The 14,885-nt window shown below is 37.0% G+C and carries 14 protein-coding genes; 12 read left to right on the forward strand and 2 right to left on the reverse strand.

Annotation, left to right across the window (positions count from 1 at the left end; all coding sequences use genetic code 11):
* Positions 1 to 95 precede the first annotated feature (95 nt).
* From rpsB to lpxB, 12 genes are all read left to right on the forward strand, one after another.
* On the forward strand, positions 96 to 872 hold the full coding sequence (rpsB, locus tag ME3_RS04825) for a 30S ribosomal protein S2 (RefSeq protein ID WP_007477617.1): 777 nt from the start codon (positions 96 to 98) through the stop codon (positions 870 to 872).
* A gap of 106 nt (positions 873 to 978) precedes the next feature.
* On the forward strand, positions 979 to 1,902 hold the full coding sequence (tsf, locus tag ME3_RS04830) for a translation elongation factor Ts (protein WP_007477619.1): 924 nt from the start codon (positions 979 to 981) through the stop codon (positions 1,900 to 1,902).
* A 148-nt stretch (positions 1,903 to 2,050) separates the two neighbouring features.
* The gene (gene pyrH / locus ME3_RS04835) at positions 2,051 to 2,770 is read left to right on the forward strand and encodes a UMP kinase (RefSeq protein ID WP_007477621.1); all 720 of its coding nucleotides are present in this window, start codon (positions 2,051 to 2,053) and stop codon (positions 2,768 to 2,770) included.
* Between the two features lie 36 nt (positions 2,771 to 2,806).
* Complete coding sequence (gene frr, locus ME3_RS04840) at positions 2,807 to 3,367, forward strand: ribosome recycling factor (protein ID WP_007477623.1); 561 nt, start codon at positions 2,807 to 2,809, stop codon at positions 3,365 to 3,367.
* A gap of 828 nt (positions 3,368 to 4,195) precedes the next feature.
* Positions 4,196 to 5,011 (forward strand): phosphatidate cytidylyltransferase, encoded by an 816-nt coding sequence (locus ME3_RS04845; RefSeq protein WP_007477624.1) that lies wholly within the window; start codon positions 4,196 to 4,198, stop codon positions 5,009 to 5,011.
* A gap of 16 nt (positions 5,012 to 5,027) precedes the next feature.
* Positions 5,028 to 6,179 carry an RIP metalloprotease RseP gene (gene rseP / locus ME3_RS04850; RefSeq protein WP_007477625.1) on the forward strand — a complete coding sequence of 384 codons (1,152 nt, stop codon included), beginning with the start codon at positions 5,028 to 5,030 and terminating at the stop codon, positions 6,177 to 6,179.
* Positions 6,180 to 6,408: 229 nt separating this feature from the next.
* Positions 6,409 to 8,805, forward strand: a complete 2,397-nt coding sequence (gene bamA, locus ME3_RS04855) for an outer membrane protein assembly factor BamA (RefSeq protein ID WP_007477626.1) — start codon at positions 6,409 to 6,411, stop codon at positions 8,803 to 8,805.
* Positions 8,806 to 8,873: 68 nt separating this feature from the next.
* Positions 8,874 to 9,920 carry a UDP-3-O-(3-hydroxymyristoyl)glucosamine N-acyltransferase gene (gene lpxD, locus ME3_RS04860; RefSeq protein WP_007477627.1) on the forward strand — a complete coding sequence of 349 codons (1,047 nt, stop codon included), beginning with the start codon at positions 8,874 to 8,876 and terminating at the stop codon, positions 9,918 to 9,920.
* 1 nt (position 9,921) lies between these two features.
* The gene (fabZ, locus tag ME3_RS04865; RefSeq protein WP_007477628.1) at positions 9,922 to 10,401 is read left to right on the forward strand and encodes a 3-hydroxyacyl-ACP dehydratase FabZ; all 480 of its coding nucleotides are present in this window, start codon (positions 9,922 to 9,924) and stop codon (positions 10,399 to 10,401) included.
* Positions 10,402 to 10,411: 10 nt separating this feature from the next.
* Positions 10,412 to 11,236, forward strand: a complete 825-nt coding sequence (lpxA, locus tag ME3_RS04870) for an acyl-ACP--UDP-N-acetylglucosamine O-acyltransferase (RefSeq protein WP_007477629.1) — start codon at positions 10,412 to 10,414, stop codon at positions 11,234 to 11,236.
* A gap of 2 nt (positions 11,237 to 11,238) precedes the next feature.
* Complete coding sequence (locus tag ME3_RS04875; RefSeq protein WP_007477631.1) at positions 11,239 to 12,111, forward strand: LpxI family protein; 873 nt, start codon at positions 11,239 to 11,241, stop codon at positions 12,109 to 12,111.
* Entirely contained in the window at positions 12,104 to 13,288 is a 1,185-nt protein-coding gene (gene lpxB, locus ME3_RS04880; RefSeq protein ID WP_007477632.1) for a lipid-A-disaccharide synthase, read from the forward strand. The genes ME3_RS04875 and lpxB overlap by 8 nt, the downstream gene beginning before the upstream one ends.
* A 27-nt stretch (positions 13,289 to 13,315) precedes the next feature.
* Here lpxB and ME3_RS04885 read toward each other — a convergent pair whose 3' ends face one another.
* Both ME3_RS04885 and ME3_RS04890 read right to left on the reverse strand, forming a co-directional pair.
* Positions 13,316 to 14,095, reverse strand: a complete 780-nt coding sequence (locus ME3_RS04885; RefSeq protein WP_007477634.1) for an amino acid ABC transporter ATP-binding protein — start codon at positions 14,093 to 14,095, stop codon at positions 13,316 to 13,318.
* 79 nt (positions 14,096 to 14,174) lie between these two features.
* Positions 14,175 to 14,882, reverse strand: coding sequence for an ABC transporter permease (locus ME3_RS04890; protein WP_007477637.1), 708 nt, complete (start codon positions 14,880 to 14,882; stop codon positions 14,175 to 14,177).
* Positions 14,883 to 14,885 lie beyond the last annotated feature (3 nt).

Consider the following 14,885-nt stretch of genomic DNA (forward strand, 5'->3'; position numbering starts at 1 on the left):
AAATTCGGGTACTTATAGAAAAAAACTATCAAGTGTCCACCGGTAGTAAGTTTTTTTACTTTTTTCGCGGAGGTTAAACCGGAAAGGATAAAATTGTGGCATTACCAGACTTTACTATGCGCCAGCTTTTAGAAGCAGGTGTGCACTTTGGTCACCAGACACAGCGCTGGAATCCAAAAATGGCTCCCTATATTTACGGTCAGCGTAATAATATTCATATTATTGATCTTGCTCAGACTGTTCCTCTTTTGTATCAAGCACTTAAACTTGTTTCAGATACGGTTGCGCAGGGGGGGCGTGTTCTATTTGTTGGCACCAAACGACAGGCGTCTGATATTATCGCTGATGCAGCTAGTCGATCGGCTCAATATTACGTTAACGCGCGTTGGCTTGGTGGTATGCTGACAAATTGGAAAACAATTTCTAATTCAATACATCGTTTGCGTAAACTTGATAAAATTCTAACTACTGAAGCGCAGGGCTTTACTAAAAAAGAACGGTTAAATCTTGAACGTGATCGTGAGAAATTGAATCGTGCACTGGGTGGTATTAAGGATATGGGGTCTGTTCCAGATCTTATGTTTATTGTTGATACAAATAAGGAAAATATTGCTATTCAAGAAGCAAAGCGTTTGGGTGTCCCTGTAATTGCTATTGTTGATACAAATTGTGATCCTGATGGTATTGATTATCCAATTCCAGGTAATGATGACGCTTCGCGTGCGATTTCTCTTTACTGTGATCTTGTTGCACGTGCTGCTCTTGATGGTATTGCTCGTCAACAAGGTACAATGAATATTGATGTAGGAGCTCAGGCTGATGTACCTGTGGAGCCTGTTTTGGAAGATGCGGTTTCGGTTGTGGAATCATGATTTAAAAACGCCTGTTGAGGCATTTATTTTCTAAAGGAAAGGTTATGAGCGTGCAGAGGGGTTTCGTCTATGCGCGCTTTTGCCGTTATAGGATAAAGAGGCTGATATGAGCATTACTGCTTTACAAGTAAAAGAACTTCGCGAATTATCAGGGGCTGGTATGATGGATTGCAAAACAGCTCTGGCGGAAACTAATGGTGATATGGAAGCTGCGGTTGATTGGCTTCGTAAAAAAGGGATAGCCAAAGCAGATAAAAAAGCTGGACGTACGGCGGCTGAAGGGTTGATCGGTGCGGTATCGAAGGGGTTAAGTGCTGTTTTGGTTGAAGTAAATTCTGAGACAGATTTTGTTGCGCGCAATGATGCTTTTCAGGAAATTGTGCGTAATGTAGCAGTTGCTGCTTTGGATGCACAGGGTAGTGTTGAATCTGTGTCTGCATCTATTTATCCAGGCTCTGAAAAAACTATAGATGCAACAATTAAAGATGCAATTGGCACAATTGGTGAGAATATGACATTGCGTCGTTCGGCTAAATTGTCTGTTAAAGATGGTGTTGTTGCTACTTATATTCATAATAGTGTGGCTGATGGTCTTGGCAAACTTGGGGTTATCGTTGCTATTGAAACTTCAGGAGATAAAGATGCTGCTGTTGCTTTTGGTCGTCAGGTTGCAATGCATATTGCTGCAACCAATCCATTAGCGTTAACTGCAAAGGACGTTGATGTTAGTGCTGTTGAGCGTGAAAAAGCGATTTTTTCAGATCAAGCACGTCAATCTGGAAAGCCTGAAAATATTATCGAAAAAATGGTAGAAGGACGTATGCGTAAATTTTACGAAGAGGTTGTCTTGCTTTCTCAAGCCTTTGTTATGAATCCTGATGTTACTGTTGAGGCTGCTTTGAAGGATGCTGAAAAATCAATTGGGGCACCAGCAACGATCACTGGTTTTATTCGTTTTGCATTAGGTGATGGTGTGGAAAAAGAAAAAACTGATTTTGCTGCGGAAGTTGCGGCTGCAGCAAAGAGCTAATTGTTTTTGGAAAATTGTTGGACAGAAGCCTAAAATTTATACCATTAATATAAAAAAAGTATAGCTAATTTAAAGGGCATCATGTGACAAGGTGATGCCCTTAGTGTATCGAAAGTAGAAAATAAATGTGCTCTTTAGGAGATCATGGATGACGTTAGCTCTTCGATATAAACGTATTCTATTAAAAGTGTCTGGTGAAGCACTTATGGGGGGGCAAAGTTTTGGAATTGATGTTTCAGTTGCAGATCGTATTGCTTCCGATATTGCTGAAGTGCGGGCAATGGGTGTGGAAGTCGCTATTGTTATAGGTGGTGGCAATATTTTTCGTGGGGTTGCTGTTGCTTCACGGGGTGGGGATCGTGTAACTGGCGATCATATGGGAATGCTTGCCACAGCTATTAATTCTTTAGCGTTACGAACATCATTAACGAAATTGGGGATTGAGGCGGTTGTACTATCTGCGATTGCGATGCCGCAAATTTGTGAAAGTTTTTCGCAGCGTAAAGCGATAAGTTATATGAATCAGGGGAAAGTTGTTATTTTTGCTGGTGGTACAGGTAATCCATTTTTTACGACTGATTCTGCTGCTACTTTGCGTACGGCAGAAATTGGAGCAGATGTCTTATTGAAAGGAACGCAAGTGGACGGCATTTATTCTGCTGATCCAAAAATAGATCCTACAGCTAAGCGTTTTGATCAATTAACACATGTTGAGATTTTACAATGGGGATTATCTGTTATGGATACGACAGCGGTAACTTTAGCGCGTGAAAATAATGTACCGATTATTGTTTTTTCTATTCATGAAAAAGGTGGTTTGATTAAGGTATTGAATGGAACGGGTCGATTTACAATAGTATCGGAATAAAATAATTTTCAGGGCGTAATTAAAGGAGATAGAAATATGAATGTTACATCGATGATGGATGATCTAAAGCGTCGCATGGATGGCGCAGTTTCAGCTTTTAAACACGAATTGAGTGGTTTGCGAACTGGGCGAGCTTCAGCTAGTTTATTAGAGCCATTAATAGTTGAGGCTTATGGTTCTACTGTACCTATACAACAGGTTGCCAATATTTCTGTTCCAGAACCGCGTATGCTTTCAGTTTCTGTATGGGATAAAACGATGGTAGGGGCTGTTGAGCGCGCTATTCGTGATTCTGGCCTTGGTTTCAATCCCATTACAGATGGTATGAATTTGCGTATTCCTATACCTGAATTAAATGAAGAGCGCCGTAAGGAACTAGTAAAAATTGCACATCAATATGCAGAGCAAGCTCGTGTTGCCACTCGTCATGTTCGTCGTGATGGTATGGATAATTTGAAAAAATTAGAGAAGGAAGGTGAAATTAGCCAAGATGAATCCCGTAATTTGTCTGAAAAAGTTCAAAAACTTACAAATGAAACCATTACAGATATCGATAAGATTTTGGGTGTGAAAGAAGCAGATATTATGCAAGTTTAATTTATTTTTGTTAAAAAATAATGTCATATCTGCATTATATAGTCATTGTTGTGAATGAAAAAGAATTGATAGGCACATATAACAATTAACTTTGATAACAAAACATCAAAAATAAACGTTCTTTATTGCATTGTATGCTCTGCAAGAAGAATAGGTTTGAAGTGGTTGATAGTTTTTGTGTTTTTATCTGAAAATTAAATAAGGCCATCTGTTACTAGCTAAATTCTCGATAAAATTATTAAAGATTTTTATTAAGTGTGATCTTATTGATCTGCATAATAGGAAATGTTCGTACTTTATATTGTGGGTAATCGATTCAGTTTTTCATAAGGTGTTTTAGAAGTACTTGTGAGTACAGAGTATATAGCGCAATATAAAATGTCTAAATCTTATCGTTACTTTTAAACGGGGAGTACAATAAAATAAGTTAAACGCTCTGTTATTTCGCCCAGATTAGTTTCTAATGTTTTTTTATCTCTTGAGTAAATTACAGATGGTTTGGCAGAAAAATGACCTAGATCTGAAACAGATGTTGGGCCTTGATTTAATTATTTGCAAAAGTAGTGAATAACAATTTTCTAATTTTTCGTGTCAGGCAGTGTGTTCTGAATTGTATTTTTGTTTTTGTTTGATTTTGATGAACAAACTTTTAAGGCGACTGTAACTTAAGAATTATTGGTTTAATGGGCACTACTTTAATATGCTGAAATAATTTGTGATCAGTGTCGATAAAACTGTAAAAAATATGAATATATACATATCGCATGGGCAGATTTTTCTCATGTTAATTTTTGTTTTATACCCTTTTTGGATTATTTGGAGATCGTTTTGTCTAATCTTGTTTCTCGTATTCTGACAGCTTTTATTTTTGGCACTATTGCTTTGTGCTTGACGTGGTTTGGAGGGGTTTTATTTTTTTTATTTGTGTGGGGAATTGGAGGTTTCATCCTTTATGAATGGGTTAATATTACTAAAGAAAAATGGAGCACTTTACAAAAAATATTAGCCGGAATTTTTTATCTGGTTTTTGGTTTGCTTTTAATTTTAAGTGCACCTGCCTTATTGATTTTTGGTGTTTTAATAGTTTTAGCAACACTGTTAAGCATTGGATCTCTTGGGAATATTGGTTGGGTTTTTTGTGGTTTTTTGTATGCATCTGTTCCTGTGGTGGCTCTATCCTTTTTACGAGGTCATGAAGTATTAGGGTTTTGGGTAGTTATTTTTTTATTTGTGGTCGTATGGGGAACAGATATTGTTGCGTATTTTGGAGGTCGTGCATTTCGTGGTCCCAAATTAGCGTCGCGGTTTTCGCCTAATAAAACATGGTCAGGAGCGGTTAGTGGTACACTTGCCGGAATTTTAGGTGGTATATTAGTCGCTTTTTGGGCTTTTGACAAAAGCCTAGTAAATTTTTTTATGCCATTACTTGCTTTAGTTTTGTCAATTATTTCACAAATAAGCGATTTAGGGCAATCATGGCTGAAAAGGCGATTTTCTGTTAAAGACTCTAGTTCTTTATTGCCTGGACATGGCGGATTTATGGATCGTATGGATGGTTTAATTGGTGCCGCTTTTCTTCTATATATCATTGGTTCATTTATGTCTGGTATGAACACACCTTTTAATTTCTTTTATATGATTTAAATTGGGGGAGGGAATTTTGGAATTTTTTCATCATATATTTAGTGTAGGTGATTTGTTTTTAAGGGGGCTAGGTATTGTTTTCGTTATTATGGTTATCATTTTTGTACATGAAATGGGACATTATCTTATTGGGCGATGGTGCGGTATTAGGGTATCAGTTTTTTCGCTTGGGTTTGGGCCACAAATATTCAGTTATACAGACAAACGCGGTACACAGTGGCGTTTAGCACTTATTCTCTTGGGAGGATATGTGAAATTTGTAGGGGATAAAGATGGGACAAGTATGCTCTCATCACAATCGTTTCCACAAGTGTGTGGTTCATTTGTGAGTGCTCATGCTTGGAAAAGAGCAGCAACTGTTTTTGCAGGTCCCTTATTTAATATTCTTTTTAGTATTGTTGTTTTAACATTTTTTTTCTTTTCTTATGGACGCATCGCTATTGAACCTGTTGTTGGCTCATTGGTGGAAAATGCTCCTGCTATTCAAGCAGGTTTGGTATTAGGTGATCGTTTTGTTGAAATGGATGGTCAGCAGGTTGAAAGTTTTGAAGATTTAGTAACTTATGTGACTTTTCATGGTGAAGATCCTATAGAATTTAAGCTAGAACGTATGGGGCAAGTGTTTAAGACAGTTATTACACCAATAATGACTGAGAGGGATGATGGATTTGGCAATCGGATTCGGGTGGGCATGATCGGTGTGGGAGCACCTGTTGATTCAGTTAATCCTATGCGTTTGGATCAAGCTTATAAGAAACATATTCACTATAATCTTTTAGGAGCAGTAAGAGAGGCGTCAAAACGCACGGCGTTTATCATTACTCAAACAGTTTTTTTTGTTAATCGTTTAATCGAGGGGCAAGGAGATCGTTGCCAGTTAAGTGGCCCTTCTAAAACTGTTAAGATTGCTTGGCAGATTAGTGAGTCAGGATTTATCTCTCTTTTAAATTTTACAGCTTTTCTTTCAATTGGCATTGGTCTGATTAACCTTTTTCCAATTCCTCCGCTTGATGGTGGGCATTTATTATTTTATGTCATTGAGGCTATTGTTGGAAGACGAGTACCAATTAAAATTCAGGAAATCATTTTCTACATAGGTTTCTTTATTGTTTTCATATTTATGATTTTTGCACTATTTAATGATTATTTTTGTTGGTTTGGTTATTAAACTTATGGAAATTGCTTTATAAATTAGATAATGGTGAAAAAAATGGAGATTAAAAGCTGTTTACCATATCCATAGATTTACTATATCTGCAAAATATTATGGCGTTATATGCTATAGTCAGTAAAAAAATAAGTGGATAGAACATGAGAGTCTCGTTGAATAAAAAGTTATTTTATACATATTTTTTGAGACGTCATGTTTAAAGAAAAAGATCAAGGTAAAGAAACTAATGACTACGAATTCGAAACTTCTTAACGCATCATCTATGTTGGTGTTAGCTATGGTTATAGTTGCTCCAACGGTAGCCGTTACGTCAATTTCGATGGTTGAAAAAGCACAGGCGTCTGTCGTTCATTCTATTGAGGTTCATGGTAATAAATTTGTGGATGCTCAAATAATTCGAGATAACATACAAATTGTAATTGGAAGAAGTTTAACAAGTGACGATATTGATGCTGCAGTGAAACGTCTTTTTGCATTAGGTTTATTTTATGACATTAAAATAAATCAAGTGGGTAATAAGCTGATTGTTGCAGTTAAAGAATATGAAGTAGTTAATCAGGTATTATTTCAAGGTAATAAAACACTCAAAGATCCTGATCTTAAGCGTTTTATTTCTTTGAAACCAAATGAAACTTTTAGTTCTGCTAAGCTTTCAGCTGATATAAGGATAATTCGTGAGGCTTATAGCACTGTTGGTCGAAAGAATGTTGCGGTCACAGCTCAGACTATTGATTTAGGGAAAGGGCGTGTAAATGTAGTTTTCAATGTTGTTGAAGGTCAGAAGACGAAAATTGCCGATATTACATTTGAAGGAAATAATACATTTCCAACGCGCCGCTTGCGCGATGTCATTTCAACAAGACCTACAGGAATAATCTCATTATTGATGAGAGGTGATGTTTATAATGAGGAACGTTTAGCTGCAGATGAAGAGGCATTGCGTCGTTTTTATTATAATCGTGGTTATGCAGATTTTCGGATTGTTTCATCTAAAGTAGTTTTTGATGAAAAGAGTAATAGTTACAAAATTAATTTCATTCTTGATGAAGGGGAACGCTATAAAATTGGCGATGTTCAGGTTGAAAGTGATATTGAGGGGATTAATACCCAATTTATAAAAGAGGCACTTAAAACCCGTCCAGGTATTATTTATAACGCGGCGTATATTGAGAAATCTGTTGCAATTATTAATAATAAGGTTGCTGATTCTGGATATGCGTTTGCTAAGGTTGATCCACGAGGAAATCGTGATTTTGCAAATCGTACAATTTCGATTGTCTATAATATTGAACAAGGTCCTCGGGTTTATGTTCAGCGGATTGAAATACGTGGTAATGAAAAAACTCGAGATTATGTTATTCGTCGTGAAATTGATTTAAATGAGGGGGATGCTTATAATCAAACGTTAGTACAACGAGCAAAACGTCGGCTAGAAAATTTAGGTTTTTTCAAAGCGGTTAATATTTCAATGGTTCCAACTGATGAATCTGATCAGGTTGTATTGGTTGTAGATGTCGTAGAGGTTCCAACAGGAGATCTTTCTTTCTCGGGTGGTTATACAACAGGGGGTAATACTCCAGGTATGTCTCTTGAGGTTTCTGTTACCGAGCGCAACCTTGGTGGACGTGGTCAGTATGCTCGATTGAGTCTGGGTGCTGGACAAGAGAAGTCTCGTAATTATAATCTGTCGTTTGTTGAACCTCATTTCTTGGGTTATCGTTTGTCTGCTGGTGTTGATATTTTCCGTAGTACTTATCGTGCTGATAATGCGTATGATGTACGACAAACAGGGGGATCGCTCCGGTTTGGTGTATCAATTTTTGAGCAATTATCTGCTAATTTAGGTTATTCTTATGTGCAAGAAGAATATGATTTTGGTAAAGGCTATGATTTAACTAATGATGATGTCATAGCAGAATTATATGGAAAATATTCTGGTGCGATTGTTCAAGCTGCAAAGCATAGCCCTTGGAAGCGTTCATCCATTATTTATGGTCTAACCTATAGTTCTATTGATGATATGAATAATCCGCATGATGGTTTATACGTTCGCGCTATGCAGGAATATGCAGGGCTAGGTGGAAACGCTCAATTCTTGAAAACAACTGGTAAGGCAATGATGTACAAGACACTTTCTGATGAGATGGATCTTGTCAGTCTGCTGTCTGTTGGTAGTGGTTATATTCATCCAATAGGTAAAGATGGTGTCCGTATCTTTGATATGTTTAAAAGCGATACTGATATGATCAGGGGGTTCAAATATAATGGAATTGGTCCTCGTCAGGTTTCTAATAGTGGTGAAGCATATTTCCTAGGTGGAAAAACGTATATGAATGCAACTGCTGAATTACAGTTTCCTGTATTTGTTGTACCTGAAAGTTTAGGCTTCCGTGGTGCTATATTTGCAGATGCTGCAACGCTCTATGGCCATAACTATAAACCTGTTCTTGAAAATGAAATGCCGGTTACAGATACAGGGAGTGCATGGCGTACATCTGCGGGTGTTAGTTTGATGTGGGAATCCCCATTTGGTCCTCTTCGTATTAATTATGCTTGGCCAATAACTCAGAAGAAAGGTGATCAAGTGCAGAAATTTGAGTTTGGTATTTCTACTAAGTTTTAATTTGAATTTTCTCTGGGAGGAGGGGAAATTTCATTAAAAAATAAATAGGCTAGGAAAGAGTGTTTGTGATGGCGGGTGCATTTTTTTTTACGCCCTCTCGGTGGTTGACAGTCGCTGATGTTGCAAAGCTGACAGGTGCAAAACTTCTTAATTCAGAGTTTTCTAATATAGTTATAAATACTCTTTCTTCTATTGAAAGTGCTGAGGAGGGTTCTCTTGTTTTTATAGAGAATCAAAAGTTTTCTGATGCTTTATTAGGAAGTTCTGCAGTTGCTGTTTTTTGTACAAATGATATAGCTCTTAAAATTCCTAAATCTATTGCAATTTTGGTGACATCAACACCGCAACGTGATTTTGCTCAGATTGGACGCATTTTATTTCCTAATTCTGTTAAGCCAATACCTTGGTTTGGTAAAAAAGAAATTTCACCACATGCACATATTCATCCAAGTGCTAAACTTGAACACGATGTGTGTGTTGAAGCTGGGGCTGTTATTGGTAAAAATGTTGAAATTGGTTCTGGTACACTTGTTTCATCAACTGCTGTTATTGGAGAAAATTGTCGTATTGGACGTGAATGTTATATTGCTCCTAAAGTTACAGTTCAGTACTCTTTAATAGGTGATAGGGTTTATCTTTATCCTGGTGTTTGTGTTGGGCAGGATGGTTTTGGCTATGTTAATGGTGTTGCTGAAATTGAAAAAAATCCACATGTTGGTCGTGTGATCATTCAAGATGGTGTAGAAATTGGTGCAAATACAACGATTGATCGCGGAACGCTTGAAGATACAATTATTGGTGAGGGAAGCAAAATCGATAATCTAGTACAAATTGCTCATAATGTAAAAATTGGTCGTTATTGCCTTATTGCTGCTCAATGTGGGATTGCTGGAAGTACATCTATAGGCGATATGTCCAGGCTTGGTGGAAGTGTTGGAGTTGCAGATCATATCGCGATAGGTGAATGTGTTCAAATTGCTGCTGGCAGTGGCGTTATGAATGATATTCCAGATGGTGAAAAATGGGGTGGCATTCCAGCACGACCATTTAAACAGTGGTTTCGTGAAGTGGCGGCACTGCGTAGTATTGGTAAAGTCAAAAGGGAGAAACGTTGATATGATCAACACGGGAGAGATCAAAAGTCTAGAAACTGTGGATATTGATAAATTACTGTCAATATTACCGCATCGTTATCCGTTTTTATTGATTGACCGTATCATTGAAATTGATGGCGATCAAAAAGCTATTGGTATTAAAAATGTGACAATTAATGAACCTTATTTTATGGGGCATTTTCCTGAAAAACCAGTTATGCCTGGTGTTTTAATTTTAGAAGCTATGGCGCAAACAGCAGGAGCTATTTCACTTTTAAAATTAGATGATAAAAAAACAAGTTTAATCTACCTTATGACTGTTAATAATGCAAAATTTCGTAAACCAGTTGTACCTGGTGATCAACTAAAGCTTCATGTTCAACTGTTAAAAAAGCGATCCGGTGTTAGACGTTTTTCATGTGTTGCAGAAGTAGAGGGTATTCGCGTTTCTGAAGCAGAAGTTTCTGCAATGATTGTCGAATTAGAGCAAACAATGAAATAGGAATTTTAAAATGTTTGGTACAAAAATTCATCCGACTGCCTTTGTAGAGGAGGGAGCACAGCTTGGTGAGCATGTGTCAATAGGACCATTTTGTCATATTGGTCCCAAAGCTGTTATTGGCGATGGATGCAATTTGATGAGTCACGTTGTAATAATGGGAAAGACAACGTTGGGTGCTAATAGTAAAGTATTTCCACATGCAATTTTAGGTGGAGATCCACAAAATAATAAGCATAAAGGTGGTGATACAACGCTTTCTATTGGTAGAAATTGCACGATTCGTGAAGGTGTAACAATGCATAGGGGGTCTGATTCAAGTATAGGTACCACAATTGTTGGTAATGATTGTCAATTTTTTGCTTATGCGCATGTTGCACATGATTGCCATGTAGGAAATTGTGTAACATTTGCAAATAATGCGATGATCGGTGGTCACGTTGCAGTTGGCGATTATGTTGTTATCGGTGGTGGCTCTGGTGTTCATCAGTTTGTTCGTATTGGGCATCATGCATTTGTTGGCGGTGTATCTGCATTGGTTGGTGACCTAATTCCCTATGGAATGGCTGTTGGCGTGCAGGCAAAATTTGCGGGATTAAACATTGTCGGTATGAAACGTGCTGGTTTTAAACGTAAAGAAATTCATACATTACGTCATGCAGTTAATATGCTTTTTGATCACTATAAACCACTTAAAGAACGCGTGAATGATGTTTTTTCTTCTTATTCTACATTTCAATCTGTAGTTGATATAGTTAATTTTATTCAAGAAGGAGGAAAACGCTTTTATTGTACACCTCGATTTGAAAGTGATACAATGAACTCAAATAGGAGTTGAAAATGTCTTTTTCCGGTACCAGAAATTTTCTTTCCGGGAGAGTTGCCATCATAGCAGGGAATGGTATTTTACCCGTTATTGTTGCTCGGGCACTTGAAGAAAGTGGACAAAAGCCTTTTCTTGTACTTTTGCGTGATGAAGTAGACGCTGCATTATATAACTATGAACATTGCGAACTATCGATTGGAGAATTAGCGCGGTTGTTTAAGACTTTAAAAAAAGCTGCGATTTGCAATGTTATTTTAGCAGGTGGTGTAAAAAAGCGGCCGACTCTTTTACAATTACGACCTGATTGGACAACTTTATTGGCTTTACCTAAGTTGTTTAAAGCATTAGGGAGTGGGGATGATTCATTATTGAAAGCCTGCATACAAGTTATTGAAGCGCATGGTTTTCAAGTTATTGGTGCTCATGAAGTACTACCAGATCTATTAGCTCCGATAGAATTTAATTTAACATCACGGCGTGCTACTCAAAAGGAAAATATGGATATCCAATTAGCGACTAAGGCAACAAGACTTTTAGGTCAATTAGATGTTGGGCAAGCAGCCGTAGCTATTAATGGCCGAGTTGTTGCATTAGAGGGTGCAGAAGGAACCGATGATATGTTGCGGCGGGTCCATGAAATGCGGGAAAGAAAGCAAATTCCGTTAAAAGGTGGTGTTCTTGTTAAATCAGCAAAACCACAACAAGATCATCGGGTTGATTTGCCATCAATTGGGCCTACAACAGTAATTAATATTGCAAAAAGTGGATTAGCTGGCATTGCAGTAGAGGCAAATAGAAGTTTGATATTGTCTTTAAGAGAAACAATAGAGGAAGCTAACAGGCATTCGTTGTTTATAGAAACATTTGAAAAGTTTGATGATGAATGATCGTTCTTTTAAAATTGCTATTATTGCAGGCGAAGAATCTGGTGATTTACTCGGAGCAGATTTGATTGCTTCTTTATCTTATAAGACAGGGCATGATATTCATTTAATTGGTGTTGGAGGGAGACATTTAAAGGCACTAGGTTTAAAAAGCGTTTTTAATTCTGATGATCTTGCTTTAATAGGTTTAGGGGCGGTATTAAAAAAAATGCCATTATTATTGGCACATATTTATAATTTATCCAAATTTATTGCACGGGAAAAACCTGATTGTTTAATTATTATTGATAGCCCTGATTTTACTCATCGTGTTGCAAAAAAGGTACGCATTTTAGCGCCTTCTGTTCCTATTATTAAATATGTTGCACCAACTGTCTGGGCATGGCGACCAGAACGTGCCAAAGCTATACGCAAATTTGTTGATCATATTTTAGCCATTTTTCCTTTTGAAAAAAAGATTATGAGGGATTTAGAAGGGCCACCTACTACCTATGTTGGGCATCACCTTTTAACTTACCCACCGCTCTTGACTGTTCAATCAGAAAAAAAACGTTTGCCTTTTGAAGAGGTATCATTATCTACAATGATTGTTTTGCCGGGGTCACGTAGTTCGGAAATTCGTCATTTAATGCCTATTTTTGGAAGAACAGTGGAAATTATTAAACAACGTATCCCTAATTTAAGGATTGTTGTATTGACTTTACCACGTTTGATGGATGAAGTTCATTTTTTAGCGCAAGCTTGGAAAAGCGAAGTTGAGATTGTTGCTGGTGAAGATGCAAAATGGTGTGCTTTTACGGACGCTAGTGTAGCGCTTGCAGCACTTGGGACGGTATCCCTTGAATTAGCTTTAGCAAGAATTCCAATGGTACTTTGTTATAAACTTGATTATTTGTCTAAATTATTCATTTTTCCAAAGATAACATTATGGAGTGCTGCTCTTCCAAATATTATTGCTGATAAACCTGTTGTTCCAGAATATTTCAATGAATTTTTGCGACCTGGTATGTTAGCAAGACAGATAGAGCAACTTTTGTATAATCGTTTATTACGAAAAGCGCAGTTAGATGCTTTTGATATGATAGAAGAGAAGATGAAAACCGAGTCGCCATCAGGAGTTATCGCGGCTCAAGTGATCACAGACTTTCTCAAGAAAAAATCGGGGCATTTAGAAGTGTAGATAAAATAATGCTAATAATGCTAATAATTAATGTTTAATTTTAGCAAGAAATTCACGAGCACGTTGGTTTTTAGGATTAGTAAAAAATATATTAGATGCTGTATCTTCAATAATTTTTCCATTTTCTAAAAAAAGTATTCTTTCTGAAACTTCACGGGCAAAATTCATTTCATGAGTAACACAGAGCATTGTTATCCCTGTATTTGCTAGTTGAGCCATAACCTCTAAAACTTCTCCGACACTTTCCGGATCAAGCGCTGATGTTGGCTCATCGAAGAGCATCACTTTAGGTTCCATACAAAGTGCACGGGCAATAGCAACGCGTTGCTGTTGCCCGCCAGATAGTTGTAAAGGATATTTGTCACAATGTTTTTCAATACCAACATGCGTAAGATAACGAATTGCCCGTTCTTTTGCTTGTTTTTTGGAGAGCCCTTGAACTGTCATAGGTGCTAAAATACAATTTTGTATAACAGTCATATGAGGAAATAAGTTAAAGTTCTGAAAGACCATTCCTATTTTACGTAGGACAGCTTTTTGTTGTTGTATGGGAGCAGTATGAATATCAACATCATGAATGCGAATTGAGCCTTCTTGTGCTTTTTCCAATTGATTAATACAACGAATTAAGGTTGATTTTCCTGATCCAGAAGGACCACAAATAACAATACGTTCACCAATTTCTACATGCAGATTGATATCGTGTAATACCTGAAAGGTTCCATACCATTTATTTAAATGTTGAATAGAAATAATTGGATCTTTAGCAGTATTTACAGGTTTATTCTTTTTATTTTCTAGATTCATTTTATTGGGTTCTCTTATTGATGAATTATTCAATTCATTTGGCATCTTGGTTAGGTGAAAATTTTGTGCCATGTTTCATTTAACGTAAGTGTCGAGTTAGACGGCGTTCGATAAGAACGATAAAACCATGAATAAGCTCAACGATAAAAAGATAAATAATAGCAACCCAAACATAAACTTGGAAATCAAATGTGCGTGCATAAATTAGTTTGGCAATACCCATTAGATCATAAATAGTTACTAATGAAGCTATAGCGCTGGATTTAATTATTAAAATAAACTCGTTTCCTAAGGGACGTAATGCTAGGATCATTGCTTGAGGAATGAGAATTCTAAAAAATGTTGTAGAATTACTCAACCCTAAAGCTTTTGATGCTTCATGTTGTCCAGTTGCTACAGATTGAAAACTTCCTATAAAGATTTTAGCTTGATATGCGGCTGAATTGAGCGCAAAAATAAAAAGACAACAATACCATGCGCTTTGAAAAAACCACCATAAACCGATTTTTTGCCAAAAGTCGCTCATTGATCCAAGGCCATAATAAAAGAGGAATAATTGCGCCAATAAAGGAGAACCACGGAAAAAGTAGGTATAAGCACGTGATAAATACTGTAAAAGCTTATTGCTTGATAGATGTGCAAGCGTAATAAGTATCCCAAGAAAAAAGCCAATAAAGCAAGAAATAAAAGTTAGCTCAAGAGTAATAATAAGGCCATCAATGAATCTTAGGCCGTAATGGCTTAGGAATTCAGTATTGGAAAGAAAATGGAGCCACTCAGGAAACATCAG

Origin of the sequence: Bartonella melophagi K-2C (assembly GCF_000278255.1) — a bacterium.
GTDB lineage: Bacteria > Pseudomonadota > Alphaproteobacteria > Rhizobiales > Rhizobiaceae > Bartonella > Bartonella melophagi.

What these genes read in the sequence shown, in the direction of transcription:
- tsf (WP_007477619.1), top strand. Translation starts at nt 979, where the DNA reads ATGAGCATTACTGCTTTACAAGTAAAAGAACTTCGCGAATTATCAGGG.
- pyrH (WP_007477621.1), top strand. Translation starts at nt 2,051, where the DNA reads ATGACGTTAGCTCTTCGATATAAACGTATTCTATTAAAAGTGTCTGGT.
- frr (WP_007477623.1), top strand. Translation starts at nt 2,807, where the DNA reads ATGAATGTTACATCGATGATGGATGATCTAAAGCGTCGCATGGATGGC.
- bamA (WP_007477626.1), top strand. Translation starts at nt 6,409, where the DNA reads ATGACTACGAATTCGAAACTTCTTAACGCATCATCTATGTTGGTGTTA.
- lpxD (WP_007477627.1), top strand. Translation starts at nt 8,874, where the DNA reads ATGGCGGGTGCATTTTTTTTTACGCCCTCTCGGTGGTTGACAGTCGCT.
- fabZ (WP_007477628.1), top strand. Translation starts at nt 9,922, where the DNA reads ATGATCAACACGGGAGAGATCAAAAGTCTAGAAACTGTGGATATTGAT.
- lpxA (WP_007477629.1), top strand. Translation starts at nt 10,412, where the DNA reads ATGTTTGGTACAAAAATTCATCCGACTGCCTTTGTAGAGGAGGGAGCA.
- ME3_RS04875 (WP_007477631.1), top strand. Translation starts at nt 11,239, where the DNA reads ATGTCTTTTTCCGGTACCAGAAATTTTCTTTCCGGGAGAGTTGCCATC.
- lpxB (WP_007477632.1), top strand. Translation starts at nt 12,104, where the DNA reads ATGAATGATCGTTCTTTTAAAATTGCTATTATTGCAGGCGAAGAATCT.
- ME3_RS04885 (WP_007477634.1), bottom strand. Translation starts at nt 14,095, where the DNA reads ATGAATCTAGAAAATAAAAAGAATAAACCTGTAAATACTGCTAAAGAT.
- ME3_RS04890 (WP_007477637.1), bottom strand. Translation starts at nt 14,882, where the DNA reads ATGTTTCCTGAGTGGCTCCATTTTCTTTCCAATACTGAATTCCTAAGC.